This is a genomic window from Streptomyces sp. NPDC049970, from assembly GCF_040660235.1.
In the GTDB taxonomy this organism is placed as follows: domain Bacteria; phylum Actinomycetota; class Actinomycetes; order Streptomycetales; family Streptomycetaceae; genus Streptomyces.
The window spans coordinates 117482-132823 of the sequence record NZ_JBFALP010000004.1 but is presented as its reverse complement, the minus strand read 5'-3'; the positions used below and the strand labels follow the sequence as shown (position 1 = coordinate 132823).

15 protein-coding genes are annotated in these 15342 nt (G+C 73.3%); 8 read left to right on the top strand and 7 right to left on the bottom strand.

The window, feature by feature from the left end; genetic code table 11:
* Positions 1-51: 51 nt before the first annotated feature.
* Both AB0I83_RS09280 and AB0I83_RS09275 read right to left on the bottom strand, forming a co-directional pair.
* Positions 52-2406, bottom strand: coding sequence for a serine/threonine-protein kinase (locus tag AB0I83_RS09280; RefSeq protein WP_363304179.1), 2355 nt, complete (start codon positions 2404-2406; stop codon positions 52-54).
* 247 nt (positions 2407-2653) lie between these two features.
* The gene (locus AB0I83_RS09275; protein WP_363304178.1) at positions 2654-3445 is read right to left on the bottom strand and encodes a VOC family protein; all 792 of its coding nucleotides are present in this window, start codon (positions 3443-3445) and stop codon (positions 2654-2656) included.
* A gap of 390 nt (positions 3446-3835) precedes the next feature.
* Between AB0I83_RS09275 and AB0I83_RS09270 the strand changes: the two genes are divergently transcribed.
* The 5 genes from AB0I83_RS09270 (at position 3836) to AB0I83_RS09250 (ending at position 8300) form a co-directional block, all read left to right on the top strand.
* Positions 3836-4483, top strand: a complete 648-nt coding sequence (locus AB0I83_RS09270) for a TetR family transcriptional regulator (protein ID WP_363304177.1) — start codon at positions 3836-3838, stop codon at positions 4481-4483.
* A gap of 142 nt (positions 4484-4625) precedes the next feature.
* Positions 4626-5291: a pyridoxal 5'-phosphate synthase gene (locus tag AB0I83_RS09265; RefSeq protein ID WP_363304176.1), complete on the top strand. Its 666-nt coding sequence runs from the start codon at positions 4626-4628 to the stop codon at positions 5289-5291.
* Between the two features lie 151 nt (positions 5292-5442).
* Entirely contained in the window at positions 5443-6354 is a 912-nt protein-coding gene (gene htpX, locus AB0I83_RS09260; RefSeq protein WP_356840650.1) for a zinc metalloprotease HtpX, read from the top strand.
* Positions 6355-6363: 9 nt separating this feature from the next.
* Entirely contained in the window at positions 6364-6948 is a 585-nt protein-coding gene (locus AB0I83_RS09255) for a hypothetical protein (RefSeq protein WP_363304175.1), read from the top strand.
* A 170-nt stretch (positions 6949-7118) separates the two neighbouring features.
* Entirely contained in the window at positions 7119-8300 is a 1182-nt protein-coding gene (locus AB0I83_RS09250) for an NAD(P)/FAD-dependent oxidoreductase (protein WP_363304174.1), read from the top strand.
* A 19-nt stretch (positions 8301-8319) separates the two neighbouring features.
* On the opposite strand, the gene AB0I83_RS09245 is transcribed toward AB0I83_RS09250, so the two are convergent.
* Together AB0I83_RS09245 and AB0I83_RS09240 are read right to left on the bottom strand one after the other, a co-directional pair.
* Positions 8320-9627: an MFS transporter gene (locus tag AB0I83_RS09245; RefSeq protein WP_363304173.1), complete on the bottom strand. Its 1308-nt coding sequence runs from the start codon at positions 9625-9627 to the stop codon at positions 8320-8322.
* A 79-nt stretch (positions 9628-9706) separates the two neighbouring features.
* Complete coding sequence (locus AB0I83_RS09240) at positions 9707-10132, bottom strand: DUF2809 domain-containing protein (protein WP_363304172.1); 426 nt, start codon at positions 10130-10132, stop codon at positions 9707-9709.
* Between the two features lie 60 nt (positions 10133-10192).
* Between AB0I83_RS09240 and AB0I83_RS09235 the strand changes: the two genes are divergently transcribed.
* Positions 10193-11182: a helix-turn-helix domain-containing protein gene (locus AB0I83_RS09235; RefSeq protein WP_363304171.1), complete on the top strand. Its 990-nt coding sequence runs from the start codon at positions 10193-10195 to the stop codon at positions 11180-11182.
* Positions 11183-11198: 16 nt separating this feature from the next.
* Here the strand turns inward: AB0I83_RS09235 and AB0I83_RS09230 are convergent, their stop codons facing one another.
* The 3 genes from AB0I83_RS09230 to AB0I83_RS09220 all read right to left on the bottom strand — a co-directional run bounded on the left by AB0I83_RS09230 (position 11199) and on the right by AB0I83_RS09220 (position 13192).
* Entirely contained in the window at positions 11199-11651 is a 453-nt protein-coding gene (locus AB0I83_RS09230) for an ATP-binding protein (protein WP_356531562.1), read from the bottom strand.
* A 553-nt stretch (positions 11652-12204) separates the two neighbouring features.
* On the bottom strand, positions 12205-12735 hold the full coding sequence (locus AB0I83_RS09225) for an EF-hand domain-containing protein (protein ID WP_356531560.1): 531 nt from the start codon (positions 12733-12735) through the stop codon (positions 12205-12207).
* Positions 12736-12817: 82 nt separating this feature from the next.
* Positions 12818-13192, bottom strand: a complete 375-nt coding sequence (locus AB0I83_RS09220) for an STAS domain-containing protein (protein ID WP_363304170.1) — start codon at positions 13190-13192, stop codon at positions 12818-12820.
* A 334-nt stretch (positions 13193-13526) separates the two neighbouring features.
* On the opposite strand from AB0I83_RS09220, the gene AB0I83_RS09215 reads away from it, so the two are divergent.
* Together AB0I83_RS09215 and AB0I83_RS09210 are read left to right on the top strand one after the other, a co-directional pair.
* Entirely contained in the window at positions 13527-14087 is a 561-nt protein-coding gene (locus AB0I83_RS09215) for a sigma-70 family RNA polymerase sigma factor (RefSeq protein WP_356840614.1), read from the top strand.
* Positions 14084-15334: a maleylpyruvate isomerase N-terminal domain-containing protein gene (locus tag AB0I83_RS09210; protein ID WP_363304169.1), complete on the top strand. Its 1251-nt coding sequence runs from the start codon at positions 14084-14086 to the stop codon at positions 15332-15334. The genes AB0I83_RS09215 and AB0I83_RS09210 overlap by 4 nt, the downstream gene beginning before the upstream one ends.
* Positions 15335-15342: the final 8 nt, after the last annotated feature.

Here is a 15342-nt window from a genome sequence, read left to right as displayed (position 1 = left end):
GCTCACGAACCCGCCCCGCTCGCGAACCGGTCACCGGGGCCGGGACGGCCGTCAGACCCGCGCCCTGTTCCCCGTCCCCGTGCCCTTCAGCGCGTCCAGGGCGTACACGCAGCGGTCCTTGCTGCACGCGTACACGACGCCCGCCTGCGCCACCGGGGAGCCCGTGATCTCGCCGCCCGTGGCCAGCTTCCAGCGGAGCTGCCCGCCCGCGGCGTCCAGGGTGTAGAGCACGTGGTCCGCGGAGCCGAAGTGGACACGGCCGTCCGCGACCACCGGGGCTCCGACGACCTCGCCGCCCGCCGCGAACCGCCACTTGGGCGTGCCGGTCACCGCGTCCAGCGTGTACAGCGCGCTGCCGCTGCCGACGTGCACGTTCCCCGCCGTGACGAGGACCGGCTCGATGGACTGCCGGGCCTCCGTCGCGATGCGCCACCGGTCCTTGCCGGTCGAGGCGTCCAGGGCGTAGACGGTGCCGAGGTAGTCGGCGAGGTACACCCCGCCGCCCGTGACCGCGGGGCCCGGCGCGAAGGCGGGCGGGGACAGGAAGACGGCCGGTGACTCGAAGTGCCAGCGCACGCGCCCCGACACGGCGTCCACGGCCAGCACCCGGGTGCCCGCCGCGACGTACACGAAGCCGTCCGGCGCCGGGGTCACCCGGACGGGCACCCCGCCGCAGGACGCGGCGTCGCCGACGGGGTAGGACCAGCGCTCCGCGCCGGTGCGCGCGTCGACGGCCCGCAGCCGCGCCTCCTGCCAGAGGAACACCGTGCCGTCGTGGATGACGGGCCCGGCCTCCGCCGTCTCGAAGTCCGTCTGGACCCCCCTGACGTCCCACAGCTTCTCGCCGCTGGACGCCTCCCACGCCTGCACGCCACCGCCCCGCGTGGCGGTCACGACGGTGCCCCGGTCGGCCTTGAGCGAGTACACCCAGGCATCGGTCCCGAGCCGCCAGCGCTCGGCGCCGGTCGCGGCGTCCAGGGCGTACAGCGACGGGCCGTCCGAGGCGTGGATCCGGCCGCCGTCGACGGCCATCGACCAGGCCACGTCCCGGGTCTTGAACTGGCGGCGGCCGTTGCCCACGTCCAGGGCGTGGACCTCGAAGGACGTCACGTACAGCAGGTCGCCGACGACGACGGGCGTACCCCACACGTCGTTCGACATGCGGAAGCGCCAGGGCCGCCAGCGCTCCGGTGCGGCGGGCGCCGCGTCCGGGGCGGGCCCGGGTGCGGGCACCGGCACGGCCGGCGCCGCCGCGGTCTGTCCGCCCGGCCGGCGTACCCAGCCGGTGGCCGGGTCGGCGTGCGCGGCGGCGGGTCCGCGCACGTCCACCGGTCTCGGTCCGGGTCCGATCGGCACCTTGGCCCCGGGCAGGCGCACGGGGCCGCCGTCGGGCGCGGGAGGCACCGGCGCGGGAGCGGTCGGCAGGTCGCCCCCGCCGCCCCACGCCGCCTCCGGCGGCCGCTGCGGGGGCGGCGGTGCCGCCACGGGGGCGGGTGCGACGGCGACGGTGCGGCCGCCGCCGCGGCGCAGCTCGATCATCGCCGTCGCCACGCTCGGCAGCCAGGCCGAGGCCGTGCCGCTGTCGTCGCCGCCGGACGCGAACAGGTGCGGGGCGAGCTGGGCCTGCAGATCCGCCGGGCTGGGCCGCCGGGACGCGTCCATCTGCATGCAGGACTCGATGAGCGGACGCAGGTCGTCGGGCAGCCCCTCCGTGTCGGGGCCCTCGCGCAGCAGCATGAACACGGTCTCGACCGGGTTCGCGCCGTGGAAGGGGGCATGGCCGGTCGCCGCGAAGACGAGTGTCGAGCCCAGCGAGAACACGTCGCTCGCGCCCGTCACGCTGCGGGAGTCGCGGGCCTGCTCGGGAGACATGTACGCGGGGGTACCCACCGCGACGTTCGTCATGGTCAGCCGGGTGTTGGAGACGCCCGACGCGATGCCGAAGTCGATGACCCTGGGTCCGTCCTCGACCACGAGCACGTTGGACGGCTTCATGTCGCGGTGGACGAGCCCGGCCCCGTGGATCGACTGCAGGGCCTCGGCGATCCCGGCGGCAAGCCATCTCACCGCCTGCGTCGGCATCGGCCCGCACTCACTCACTATCTCCTCGAGCGAGGGGGCCGGGACGTAGGCGGTCGCCAGCCAGGGCACGGCCGCCCTCGGATCGGCGTCGACCACGGCGGCGGTGTAGAAGCCGCTGACCGCGCGGGCGGCCTCCACCTCACGTGTGAAGCGGACCCGGAACAGCTGGTCCTCGGCCAATTCCGTACGAACAGTTTTGATCGCCACACGCCGGCCCGACGCCGACCGCGCGAGATAGACCAGCCCCATGCCGCCGGCCCCGAGCCGTCCCAGCACCTCGAACGGGCCGATCCGCCTCGGGTCATGCTGCGTCAGCTGCTCCACTTGCCTGCCACCTCCCCGTACGGACCTCAGGAACAGAAGCCCGCGAATTCCCGCCCTGTGCAGCGTCTCACCACTGGGCACCACTTGGCGGTGCGCACCCTGATTCTTCCTGGCTCGGGGCCCGGTTGCGAACCCGGGGGCGGATCAGGGTGTCTTGTGACACTCCCGCACCTTCAGGACGCCGTCACCACGGGTACGGGTTTGCGGCCCCGCCGTTCGCGGAACGGCCGGCACCTCCCGGCCCGGCTCAGGTCAGCAGCTCGGTCGGCTGGAGTACGGCGAAGGCGGCGCCCTGGTCGTCCTGGAGGACCGCCATACGCCCGTACGGGATGTCCATCGGCGGGGCCGTGATCCGGCCACCGAGGCGTTCGGCGGTCTCGACGGTGCGGACGCAGTCGGTGACGGCGAAGTAGCTGAGGAAGTGGCTGGGCATCATCTCGGGGAACGCGTCCGTGATGACGGCGCGTCCGCCGATCGCGGTGTCGTCACCCGGTTCGGTCCCGGCCGGGGACCACATCCGGAAGCCCTCCGCCGTCCCGGAGCCGCCGGGCAGCTCGATGTCGGTGCCCTGGAAGCCGAACACCTCCTCGTAGAAGGCGTCCACGCGCTCCGGCTGCCGGGTGTAGACCTCGGTCCAGCAGAAGGCGCCGGGCTCGTTCCGCTTCTCGAAACCCGCGCGGTCGCCCGCCTGCCAGAGGCCGAAGACCGCGCCGCCGGGGTCGGCCGCCTGGGCGAGGACCCCGGCCCGGCCGGCGCGCACCGGATCGGTGATGATCAGGCCCCCCGCCTCCCTGATGCGGGCGACGGTGGCGCGGATGTCGTCGGTGGAGAAGTAGACGCCCCAGGTCGTCGGCATGCGGCCGTCCTGCTTGGCGGCGAGCGCGGCGACGAGTCCGCCGTCGCTGTACGCGTCGGCGAAGGGCATTCCGTCGCCCGCCCGGAAGGTCCAGCCGAAGAGCCCGCCGTAGAAGCGCTTGCCCGCCTCGAGATCGGAGAGCTGTACGTCCGCCCAGCACGGCACCGACTCGAATACGGCCATGGCCCGGTCCTTCCGTGGGCTGGGGACAACGGCGGCGGCGCGGCGCACCGCGACGAGGGCGACGGTGACGCCCGTCACATTCAACGTATCGTCGGGGGCCGAGTGGCGCGCCCCGAGCGGCCAAATAGAACCTTTGCCCGAATCGTGAAGATTCCGCACCGCCGGTGGACACGAGTTGTCCACCGAAGTTATCCACAGCCTGTTGATAACAACATCGCACCGGAGCGCACCCCGGCACGGAAAGAAGCGCAATTCAATTACCCGTCGCACCAGCGGAAAAGGCTTCCGGGCGCCTCCGTGAATTGCGCGCTCCACCCCGCGCACACTGGCCCGTTCCCCATTTGCAGTCGGCCAGATCGCGCTGGGATCACCCCTCGGTAAGCTGACGGCATGACAGGACAAGTGCGCACCGTCGACGGCCGCGTGGCTGGTCGGCGAGGTCAGGCGACGCGGCAGAAGCTGCTCGACTGCCTCAGCGAGATGCTCAGCTCCTCGCCGTACCGGGACGTCAAAGTCATCGACGTGGCCCGTAAGGCCGGGACTTCACCCGCGACTTTCTACCAGTATTTCCCCGATGTCGAGGGCGCCGTCCTCGAACTCGCCGAGGAAATGGCCAAGGAGGGTGCCGGGCTGACCGAACTGGTCGGCGGCCGCTCCTGGGTCGGCAAGGCCGGCTGGCAGACCTCCGAAGACCTCGTCGAGGGGTTCCTCGACTTCTGGCGCCGCCACGACGCGATCCTCCGGGTCGTCGACCTCGGCGCGGCTGAGGGCGACAAGCGGTTCAACAAGATCCGCATGAAGGTCCTGAACTCGGTCACCAACTCCCTGACCGACGCGGTCAAGGAGCTCCAGTCCAAGGGCAAGGTGGACAAGGACGTCAGCCCCGGGGCGGTGGCGGGCTCCCTGGTCGTCATGCTCGCGGGGGTCGCCTCGCACCAGAAGGGCTTCACCACCTGGGGCGTGAAGCAGGCCGAACTCCGTCCCAACCTGGCCCTGTTGGTACACCTGGGCATCACCGGCAAGAAGCCGGTCAGGTAGGCGCCGGCCAGGACTCCCCCGCATACACCGGGAGCCGCACCTCCTTCGCGGCTCCCCATGTCCTGTCTCACCGAAGGCGGACCACCCGGGTGGTCCGCCTTCGGCGTCCCCGCACCCGGCCGCGACCCTGTGGAATGGGCACATGAGCGATACACAGAAGGCCTTCCGCGACCTGCTCCGCGCGCAGCGCGTCTGGGACGTCACCCTCCCCGGGTTCGACCCGTCCGCCGCACCCGCCGACCCCCTCGCCCTCTTCCACACCTGGTTCGCCGAGGCGGTGGCCGCCGGGCAGACCGAGCCGCACACCATGACCCTGGCGACGGCGGACGCCGAGGGCCGCCCCGACGTGCGCACGCTGATGCTGCACGACGCGGACGGGCACGGCTGGCACTTCGCCACGCACGCGACCAGCGCGAAGGGGCGCCAGCTCGCCGCCCGCCCCCACGCGGCCCTCGGTCTCTACTGGCCCGCGCAGGGCCGCCAGGTACGGGTGCGGGGCGGGGTCGTCCGGGCGGGCCGCGCGGCGAGCCGGGCGGACCTGAGGGCCAGGTCGGCCGGAGCGCTGGCCTCGGCGCTGACCGGGTCGCAGAGCGAGGTGCTGCCGGCGCACCAGGACCTGGTGGAGGCCTCGGAGGCCGCCTGGGAGCGCGCGCGGGCCGAACCCGACACCGAGGCGGAGACCTGGACGCTGTACGTGGTCGAACCGGAGGAGGTGGAGTTCTTCCAGGGCGACGCGCGGCGTCGGCACGTGCGGCTGCGCTACCGCCGGGAGGGCGCGGGCTGGACCCGCGAGCTCCTCTGGCCCTGAGACCCGGCGTCCGGTCCGGCCCGCCGACGGAAGCCCGTCGGCGGAACAAGTCCGTCCGGTCCGCCCGGGGAAACGGCGAAGGGGCAGCAGCGACGTCCGGTCCGTCCCGGAAAGGGGCACTATGGGAGCAGGTGGACTGCTGGAGGCACCCATGGCACGAGCCCGTTCCCGCTACGCCCCGGACCGCGGACTGACCACCCGCATGGTGAGCACGATGTTCTTCATCGGGCTGCTGTACGTGGTCCTGGTGGGCGTGCTCCTCGCCGTCCTGCGCGGCGCCTGGCCGGTCGTCCTGGTCGTCGCGGGCGGCCTCTTCGTCGCCCAGTTCTGGTTCAGCGACCGCATCGCGGCGTACGGGATGGGCGCCCGGGAGGTCACCCCGCAGGAGGCCCCGGAGCTGCACGGCGCGATCGACCGGATCTGCGCACTGGCCGACATGCCCAAGCCGCGGGTGGCGATCGCGCGGAGCGACGTGCCGAACGCCTTCGCGACCGGCCGCAGCGAGCGGACCGCCCTGGTCTGCGCCACGACAGGGCTGCTGCGGAGACTGGAGCCCGAAGAGCTCGAAGGCGTCCTGGCCCACGAGATGTCGCACGTCGCGCACCGCGACGTGGCCGTGATGACGATCGCGTCCTTCCTCGGGGTGCTCGCCGGAGTGGTCACGCGGGTCGCCCTGTGGGGCGGCTTCGCGCGCGGCAGCAGGGGCAACGACCCGGTGGGCGTCATCATCATGCTCATCCCGCTGATCAGCGCGGTCGTGTACGCCCTGAGCTTCCTGCTGACCCGGCTGCTCTCCCGCTACCGCGAGCTGTCGGCCGACCGCACCGCCGCCCTGCTCACCGGCCGCCCGTCGGCGCTCGCCTCCGCCCTGACCAAGGTGAGCGGACAGATGGCCCGGATCCCGACGGAGGACCTGCGGAAGGCCGAGCCGTACAACGCCTTCTACTTCGTGCCCGCCTTCGCCACGAAGGAGAGTCTCGGCAGGCTCCTCTCCTCCCACCCGACCCTCGAACAGCGGCTGGACCAGCTGGCCCGCATCTCCGCCGACCTGTCCCGCCCGTAAGGAGTCCCCGTGGGCCTGCTCGACAGCATCCTGGGGCGCGGCAAGCCGGTGCGCCCCGACCTCGACCAGCTCTTCGCCGTGCCCTCCGCCGCTCTCACCCTCCAGGCGGGTACGGGCTTCACGCCGACCGGGCTCGGCTCGGTGTGTTTCGCGGGGGTGGAGGGCGGCGCGTTCGCCCGTGTCCGGCAGGACGTGCGGGAACTGCTCGACGCGGACACCGGGCGTGGCGGGATTCCGGTGGCGTTCACCCGGGACGGCTACGGCTACACCTGGCTGCTGGCCCGCCAGGCATCCGGCGACACGGCCGCCCTGGTCAACGACCTGCACGCGGTCAACAGCCTGCTCCAGGACGGCGGCTTCGGACCGCAGCTGCTCTGCTCGCTGATCGGGTTCCGCAGCCCCGAGGGGCGTTCGCTGGCGCTGGTCTACCTCTACAAGCGAGGCACGTTCTACCCGTTCGCGCCGGCTCCCGGCGGCGGGGAGAAGCGCGACAGCCAGCTGGAGCTCCAGGTGCGGGCGGTGCTCGGGGACGACCTCCGGGTGGAGGCCGACCTCGCGCGCTGGTTCCCGGTCTGGGGCGCTCCGGGGCTCTGAGCAAGGGTCCCCGCGGCCGGTCCAGGCCGGGGCGAGGGAGCGGGGAGTCGTGGTCCGGGGGCCCGAACCGGGGGCGATACGCCCCGGATCGCCCGCCCCGTGATCATTTCGCAACCGATTCCCGCCCGGACCGGAACCCATCATGTTCATGTCCGATTACGCTCCGAACCATGTCAGACAGCACATCCACGCCCGGCGCCCCGCCCGCCTCCGTCGACCGCACCGACGGCCGGCCGGTCTATGTGATCGGCGGCGGCCCGGGCGGCCTCGCCGCCGCCGCGGCCCTGCGGGAAAAGGGCGTACGGGCGGTGGTGCTCGAGAAGTCCACCCGGGTCGCCGACTCCTGGCGCCGCCACTACGACCGGCTCCACCTCCACACGACCCGTCGCTGGTCGGCGCTGCCGGGGCTGGCGATGCCGCGGCGGTTCGGGCGCTGGGTGTCGCGCGACGACATGGTGCGCTACCTGGAGAAGTACGCCGAGCACCACGAGTTGGAGATCGTCACCGGGGTCGAGGTCTCCCGGATCGACCGGACCGCCGACGGCACCGGCTGGCAGCTGAGCGCGACCGGCGGCCGGGTGCTGACCGGCCGCGCGGTGGTCGTGGCCACCGGCTTCAACCACACCCCGCACGTACCGGCGTGGCCCGGCGTCGAGGGCTTCACCGGAGAGCTGGTGCACGCCTCGCGCTACCGCGACCCGGCGCCGTACGCGGGCAAGGACGTCCTCGTGGCCGGTATAGGCAACACCGGGGCCGAGATAGCCGTCGACCTGGTGGAAGGGGGCGCGGCCCGGGTGCGGATCGCGGTCCGCACGATCCCGCACATCGTGCGCCGCTCCACGGCGGGCTGGCCCGCGCAGGCCACCGCGGTCCTGGTCCGCAGGCTGCCGGTGCGGCTCGTCGACGGCGCGGGGCGCCTGCTGTGCCGCGTGGCCGTCCCCGACCTGGCCGAACAGGGCCTGCCCCGCCCCGACACCGGCCTGTACTCCCGGGTCAAGGAGGGCGCGATCCCGGTCCAGGACGTCGGGCTGATCAACGCGGTGAAGCGCGGCCGGGTGGTACCCGTGGCGGCCGTCGACTCCTTCGACGAGGGCACGGTGGTACTGGCCGACGGAACCCGGATCACCCCGGACGCGGTGATCGCGGCGACCGGCTACGAACGCGGCCTGGAGGACCTGGTCGGCCACCTCGGCGTACTGGACGCCCGGGGCCGCCCGGTGGTGCACGGCGCCCGCACCCCGGATCAGGCGCCGGGCCTGTACTTCACCGGGTTCACCAACCCGATCAGCGGCATGCTCCGCGAGATCGCCCTGGACGCGCGGAGGATCGCCGGGCGCCTGGCCCGGCACTGACACCGGGGACGCGGGGCGCTCAGCCGGCGGCGGGTACCGGTTCGGCGCCCCTCCCGCGCCGGATCATCAGGACCATGAGGGCCGCCGTCGCGCACAGCGCCCCCGAGGCGTACCAGACCAGGTCGTAGGAGCCCGTCGCATCGCGGGCCACGCCGCCGAGGAAGGCCACCAGGGCCGCTCCCACCTGGTGCGAGGCCAGGACCCAGCCGAAGACGATCGCACTGTTGTCGCCGTACCGCTCACGGCACAGGGCCAGGGTCGGCGGCACCGTGGCCACCCAGTCGAGGCCGTAGAACACGATGAAGAAGACCATCGGTGGATGCACTGCCGGAGCCATCAGCATCGGCAGGAGCAGCAGCGAGACTCCGCGCAGCGCGTAGTAGACGGCCAGCAGCCGCCGGGCGTCGAAGCGGTCGGTGAGCCAGCCGCTGAAGACGGTGCCGATGACGTCGAAGACGCCGATGACGGCCAGTAGCGAGGCCGCCGCGGTGATCGCCATGCCGTGGTCGTGCGCCGCGGGCACGAAGTGGGTGCGGACCAGGCCGTTGGTGGAGGCACCACAGATCGCGAACGAGCCCGCCAACAGCCAGAAGGGGCCGGTACGGGCCGCGTCCAGCAGCACGCGCAGGGCGCGGGTCGCGGCACCCGTGGCGGGCGCCGGCTTCTCCACGAACGTGCCGCCGTAGGGGGCGAGGCCGACGTCGGCGGGGTGGTCCCGCATCAGGATCAGGACGAACGGGACGACGACGAGGGCCGCGAGGGCGACCGTCACCGAGGCCGGGCGCCAGCCGTGCCGGTCCACGATCCAGGCGCACAGCGGAAGGAAGACCAGTTGGCCGGAGGCACCGGCCGCGGTCAGGATTCCGGTGACGAGCCCCCGGCGGGCGACGAACCAGCGGTTGGTGACGGTCGCCGAGAACGCCATCGCCATCGAACCCGTGCCCAGTCCGACGAGCAGCCCCCAGTAGAGCATCAGCTGCCAGGACGCCGTCATCCAGACGCTCGCCAGCGCCCCGGCCGCGACGGCGCAGAGAGCGGCGACCACGACCCGGCGGATGCCGAACCGGTCCATGAGCGCGGCGGCGAACGGCGCGGTCAGCCCGTACAGCGCCATGTCGACGGACACGGCGAGACCGATCTCGCCGCGTGACCAGCCGAACTCCGTGTGAAGGGGGTCGATGAGGAGGCCCGGCAGCGAGTTGAACGCCGCGCCGCCGATGATCGTCACGAAGGTGACGGCCGCGACGATCCACGCCCGGTGGATCCGCGGGCCGGTGGAACGGGCGGGCGGCGGGGCGACGGCCGCGCCGTCGGTCGTCCGAGTCACGCGGCCCAGCTTCCGGCTCTCCGCACCTTCCGGACGAGTGGCCGGACAGACACGCTTCGCAGGGATCGGGCCACTCGGGTCACGGCCGCGCCGCGGGGCGCCACGAGGCGAGCCGGGTGTGCACGGCCCAGGCCGAAGCGGCGCCCACCGCGTACCAGAGCAGGTCGGGTGCGTTGAACGTCGAGCCGAGCACCAGCCGCGCCACCGTGCTCCGTCGGGACAACTCCGCGGGTACGCCGGTCAGCTGGGCCAGTTCCACCGCCCAGCTGAACACCAGGGCGGCGCCCGCGGCCCCGGCCGGCCGCACCCGGGGCGCGAGGAGCACCACCACCGCGTGGACCAGCACGGTGTACAGCGCGTCCCCCGCGTACTTCGCGAGGTCCCCGCCCGCCACCGACCGGACGCCGAGCCCCGCCGCCACGGTCGCCAGGGCGGCTGCCGCCGCGACCGCCCGGTGCGCCGTCACCGGGGGAATGAACGGGCCTCCTGCCGACTTCTCCTTCATGCAGTACGTGTACCAGTCCGGAACCGGCGGCGGCGAGTCCGCGAGGGAGCAGGAGACCGTATGCGGCACCGTGTCGTCGTACTAGCCCTGGACGGGGTGCTCCCCTTCGAACTGGGCATCCCGCAGCGGATCTTCGGCCGCGCCCTGGGTGCGGGCCCGCCGGACGCGGGCCGCGAGCTGTACGAGGTCGTGACGTGCTCGGTGCGCCCGCCCGGCCCGGTACGCACCGACGCCGACTTCAGCATCCTGGTGGAGCAGGGCCCGGAGGCCCTCGCCACCGCCGACACGGTCGTCGTACCGGCGTCGTACACACTGGGCCCCGTCCACGAGGAGGGGCGGCTCACCGGTGAACTCGCCGCCGCGCTGGCGCACATCAGCCCCGGGACGCGGCTGGTCTCCATCTGCACGGGCGGATACGTGCTGGCCGCCGCCGGGTACCTCGACGGCCGCCCCGCCACCACGCACTGGGCGTCCGCGGAACACTTCCAGCGGCTCTTCCCCGAGGTCCGTGTCGATCCGAACGTGCTGTTCATCGACGACGGGGACGTGCTGACCTCCGCCGGTGTGGCCGCCGGGATCGATCTCTGCCTGCACATCGTGCGACGCGACCACGGCTCCGCGGTCGCCAACGACGTCGCCCGTCGCACCGTCGTGCCCCCGCACCGGGACGGCGGTCAGGCGCAGTACGTCAGGCGGCCGGTGCCCGAGAGGCGGTCGGCCACGACGACGGCCGCGCGGGCCTGGGCACTCGGGCGGCTGGAGCAGCCGATCCTGTTGCGCGACCTGGCGCGGCAGGAGTCGATGAGCGTGCGCACCTTCACCCGCCGCTTCCGCGACGAGTCGGGCATCAGCCCGGGGCAGTGGATCACCCGGCAGAGGGTGGAGCGGGCGCGGCACCTGCTGGAGTCCTCGGACCTGTCCGTCGACCAGGTGGCGCGGGACGCCGGGTTCGGTACGGCCACCTCACTGCGGCAGCACATGCAGGCCGCGCTGGGGGTGTCGCCCACGGTCTACCGGCGTACGTTCCGGGCGAGGGCTGCTGCCCGCTGAGGATGTGGCGGGTCGTTCAGAGGCGTACCGGGTCGGCGGGCTGCTCCTGGATCACCGGGACCCTGACCGGGACGCACCGGTCCACCTCGCACCAGATCCGCTTCCCGGCGCCTTCCGGCTGCCAGCCCCAGCGGTCCGCGAGGCCGTCCACCAGTTCCAGGCCGCGGCCGCCCGTGTCCTCACCCTCCGCGTGGCGTGGCCGGGGCGGTCGGCAGCTGGTGTCGGCCACCTCGACCCGGACCGTTCCGGTGGAGCCGGTCGAGCCGAACAGCATCCGGAGCACGGCCGGACAGCCCGTGTGGACCACCGCGTTGGTGACGAGCTCCGAGATCAGCAGGATGAGCGTCTCCGCGACCGGCTCGTCGTCCTCCATCCCGGACCCGATCAGCCGCGACCGCGCCCATCTGCGGGCCCGTCCCACTTCCGCGGGATCCGCCCCGACTTCCAGCTGCACCTGAAGCACCTGCACCGCTCACACCATCCGAACCGGCGGACACATCGCCTCGCGCCTCCTGAGGGTCACGGAACGTGACTCCCCTGCGAGACAGCATGGTTGACGTACAGTCACCGCAACAAGCGCTTCGGGCATATTCCAGCGCGAAGGAGTACGCGTGCCGCATACTGTGCGACGCGTGCTGCGGGGAGTCGAACAGGAACGCTTCCGCACCCCGGGAACCGGGCACCCGGCGAGCCCGTCCCAGCTCCGCGGGCCGCGAGCGGCGCGCCCTCGACGGACGGGGCCGGCCGCACGGGCCAGACCCGGAGCCTCAGGTTCCAGTACCACTCGCATCCGACGGAGCGTACCCGAGCGGCGCCCGTCGACTCCGGCCGGTGACAGAACAACCCGGCGGCGGACCGGGGTTCCGGATGCGCTGCGTCACCCGCCGGACACGTCCGGTAGGCCCCGGGGCAGCCACTACGCCGCAGGCCGACCCCGCGACCGGGGCCGGCCCGACGCCGGATCCGGCCCCGGGCCGGACGCGAACCGCTCACGCCCTCGGGCGTGTTGGGCGGGACAGCCCTCAGGCGTCGGGTTCGATCACGGTGAAGTACGCGGAGAACGCGGCGACCGCCTCCTCCTCGGCGATCCGGCCGTCCTGGTCGGTGTCCAGACTCCGGGCCGCGACGCTCGCGATGTCCTCCGGGGCGCCCAGCACCCGCAGGGCGCGTTCCACCGAGGCGACCGGGGCCGAGGCCGCGCCCTCGGGGTCCGTCCCCGCCGCGACGGCGAGGGCGGCCCGCAGGAACGGGCGCGCGATCTCCGCGAAGCGTTCGGGGCTGTCGCGCAGCCGCTTCACGGCCCCTCCGGCGAACTCTCCCCGGGTGACCCGCTGGTCCCCGTCCACGTCGGCGATACCCGCCATGCCCTGCCAGAAGGCCTCAGCACCCGAATAGAGCGCCTGGCCCCTGTCGCAGCGGGCTGTCGTGCCGAACTCGGCGAGCAGCCGGGCCGCGGCGGCGTTGAAATCGGCGCGATCGATGTAGCCGTTGCCGTCCTGGTCGAAGGCGGCGAAGCGGTGCCCGATCTTGCGCTCGTACTCTGCGCTGTCCATGCGGGGAGCGTACGACGCCGATCGGCGTCACGTGTCACCAACTCCCCTTGGCGGTGTTACAACCTCGCACTGACCCGGCGTGTCACGCGCTGAGCGGCTGGGATTCCCCGTCGGTCGCCGCGTCCGAGTCGGGGTAGCAGTCGAACAGCCGGCGTACGCCGAGGGCGCCGAGCACCTTGTTGACGTGCGAGCCGTCCACCGCGCCCCGGGCCGGGAGGATCAGCCGCAGACGGCCGCCGCAGGACTTCATGAGGCGGCGGGAGGCGATCAGGACGTTGACACCGCTGGAGTCGCAGAAGAGGACGCCGGAGAGGTCGAGGACCACGTGGTGCCGGCCTTCGGCCACCGCCTCGTGCACGGACTGACGCACGACGGGTGAGCTGACGAGATCGAGTTCACCCCGTATCCGGAGCACGGTCCACGGGTCCTGCTCCGTCTCGTACACCTTCAGCGTCACGCGACTCGGCCTCTCGTTCCGGGGGTTCCGGAGCATCGATCCGGAAGTTACCGTTCCTCCTCGCGGTTTCCCGCTCACCCGACGGCGAAACAAACCGGCCCGTCGGTGGAACGTCCGTCCGCCCGTGGGACAGCATTCCACCGACAGGCCAGAGGCGGGGAATCATCCAAAAACGATCAATTGAGGGGTGTTTACCCGATCAGGAAGCGGCAAGACGTGCAGCATTCTCTATCATCCGAGGCCACTTGGGGGACGTACTTGCCGGAAAGGTGCGTGCTCGGAGCAGGCTGCGGACTACATTCGACGTGACGAGGGGCACAGGGCTGGGGGCTGGATGGTGAAGGACGCACCACCTCGCTGGGACCGCCGGATGCAGCAGCGGCTGGCGCGCGGCGAGGCGGCGGCCCTCGGCGAGCTCTACGACCGGTTCGCCGCGCTCGTCCACAGCCAGGCCCACCGGATGCTCGAGGACGAGGACGCCGCGGACCAGGTGACCCGCGAGGTCTTCGGCCGCGTCTGGGAGAACCCCGACGCCTACGACCCCAGGCACGGCTCGATGCGCTCCTGGATGGCGCGGCTCACCCACCGGGAGTCCGTACGGCGGCTGCGCGGCACGGACGACGGCGCCGAGGACGAGGAACTGGAGCGCCGGGTGCTCGGGGCCACCACCGCCGCCCGCGCCGACTACATCGTCGCGTCCATGCCCTCCCCGCTGCGCGCCGCCCTGGAGCTCGCCTACATCCAGCGCCGGGACTACCGGCAGGCCGCCGCCGACCTCGGAGTCACCGGGGACGAGGCCAGACGCCGGCTGCGGCTCGGGCTCCAGCTGCTGTCGACCGCGAACGTCCGCCCGCCCGCGGGCTCCGCCCCACCCGGATACGGACCGACGTCGTGACCGGGGCCGACGGCGGCGGCACCCGCGGCGGGGAGCCCCCGGTCGAGCGGCGCATACCTGGCCCCAGGGCCGCCGCGGACGACCGCGAGTTCCTGCCGCCCGCGGAGCCCGCGCGGCCCGCGGCCCCGGAGCCACCCGCCCCGCCCGCACTGCCGCACAGGGTGCTCAAGTCGCTCCTGGGCGCCTGGGCCCTGGCCGCCTGCTCCGCCGGGGAGACCGCGGCGGTCGAGGAGCACCTCACGGAGTGCGCCGGGTGCGCGGACGAGGCCCTGCGGCTGCGCGACGCCGTGGGCCTGCTGCACACCGAAGGCACCCTGGACCTGGACCCGATGCTGCGCTCACGGGTCCTGGAGGCCTGCCTGGGACGCCGCCCGGCCCGCATCCCGGTCCCTGAGTGGGCCGCCCCGTACGACGCGGAGACGGCGCGTCTCGACGCGCTGCTGCGGGACATCGGCGCCGCCGAGTGGCACGCGCCGGTGCGGCTGAAGTGGTTCGAGGGCGACGAGCAGGTGAACCGCAAGACGACGGTCGCCGGGGTCATCAGCCATCTGACGGCCGTCGACGGCCTGGTCTCCAAGGCGCTCGGCCTGGAGGACCCGCTCGGCGGGGGCGACAGGCCGCTGTCGCCGACGGAGCGCACCGAGACGCACTGGTCGGCCGCGGGACGGCCGCCCACCCGCACCGTGCGGGAGCCGTGGCGCGACCAGAGCCACGCCCTCCTGCGTACGGTGTCCTTCGCCGGTCGCGGGGTCGCCGAGCTCTCCGTCGCGTACGGGGACTTCGCACTCCCGCTGCGGGACTCGCTCCTGGAGCGGGCCTTCGAGTGCTGGGTGCACGGCGGGGACATCGCGGACGCGGTGGACTACCCGTACGAGCCGCCCGCCCCCGCCCATCTGCACCGGATGATCGACCTCGCGGTGCGGCTGCTGCCGGGCGTCCTGGCCGAGCGGCGCCGCGCGGGTCTGGCGGCGCCGGCCCGGCACCTGGTCAGCGCCGGAGCCCCGGGCCGGTCCCTGCACCTGGAGGTCGAGGGCCGGGGCGGTGGCGACTGGTACGTCCCGCTGGACTCACCGGCCGCCCTCGGCTCCCCCGACCTCGCGGTCGCGCAGGTGGCGCTCGACGGGGTCGAGTTCTGCAGGCTGGTCGCCGGACACGTGCTGCCCGTGGAGGCCGCGGCCGGACAGGAGGGCGACCGCGAGGCCATCCGCGACGTACTGTTCGCCGCGGCCTCGCTCAGCCGGCTGTAGGGGCGCCC

Bases quoted from the DNA above. Each gene is read 5' to 3' on its own strand.
- AB0I83_RS09265 (WP_363304176.1), top strand. From the start codon at position 4,626: ATGAGCGATACACAGAAGGCCTTCCGCGACCTGCTCCGCGCGCAGCGC.
- htpX (WP_356840650.1), top strand. From the start codon at position 5,443: ATGGCACGAGCCCGTTCCCGCTACGCCCCGGACCGCGGACTGACCACC.
- AB0I83_RS09235 (WP_363304171.1), top strand. From the start codon at position 10,193: ATGCGGCACCGTGTCGTCGTACTAGCCCTGGACGGGGTGCTCCCCTTC.
- AB0I83_RS09215 (WP_356840614.1), top strand. From the start codon at position 13,527: ATGGTGAAGGACGCACCACCTCGCTGGGACCGCCGGATGCAGCAGCGG.
- AB0I83_RS09270 (WP_363304177.1), top strand. From the start codon at position 3,836: ATGACAGGACAAGTGCGCACCGTCGACGGCCGCGTGGCTGGTCGGCGA.
- AB0I83_RS09240 (WP_363304172.1), bottom strand. From the start codon at position 10,132: ATGAAGGAGAAGTCGGCAGGAGGCCCGTTCATTCCCCCGGTGACGGCG.
- AB0I83_RS09275 (WP_363304178.1), bottom strand. From the start codon at position 3,445: ATGGCCGTATTCGAGTCGGTGCCGTGCTGGGCGGACGTACAGCTCTCC.
- AB0I83_RS09225 (WP_356531560.1), bottom strand. From the start codon at position 12,735: ATGGACAGCGCAGAGTACGAGCGCAAGATCGGGCACCGCTTCGCCGCC.
- AB0I83_RS09250 (WP_363304174.1), top strand. From the start codon at position 7,119: ATGTCAGACAGCACATCCACGCCCGGCGCCCCGCCCGCCTCCGTCGAC.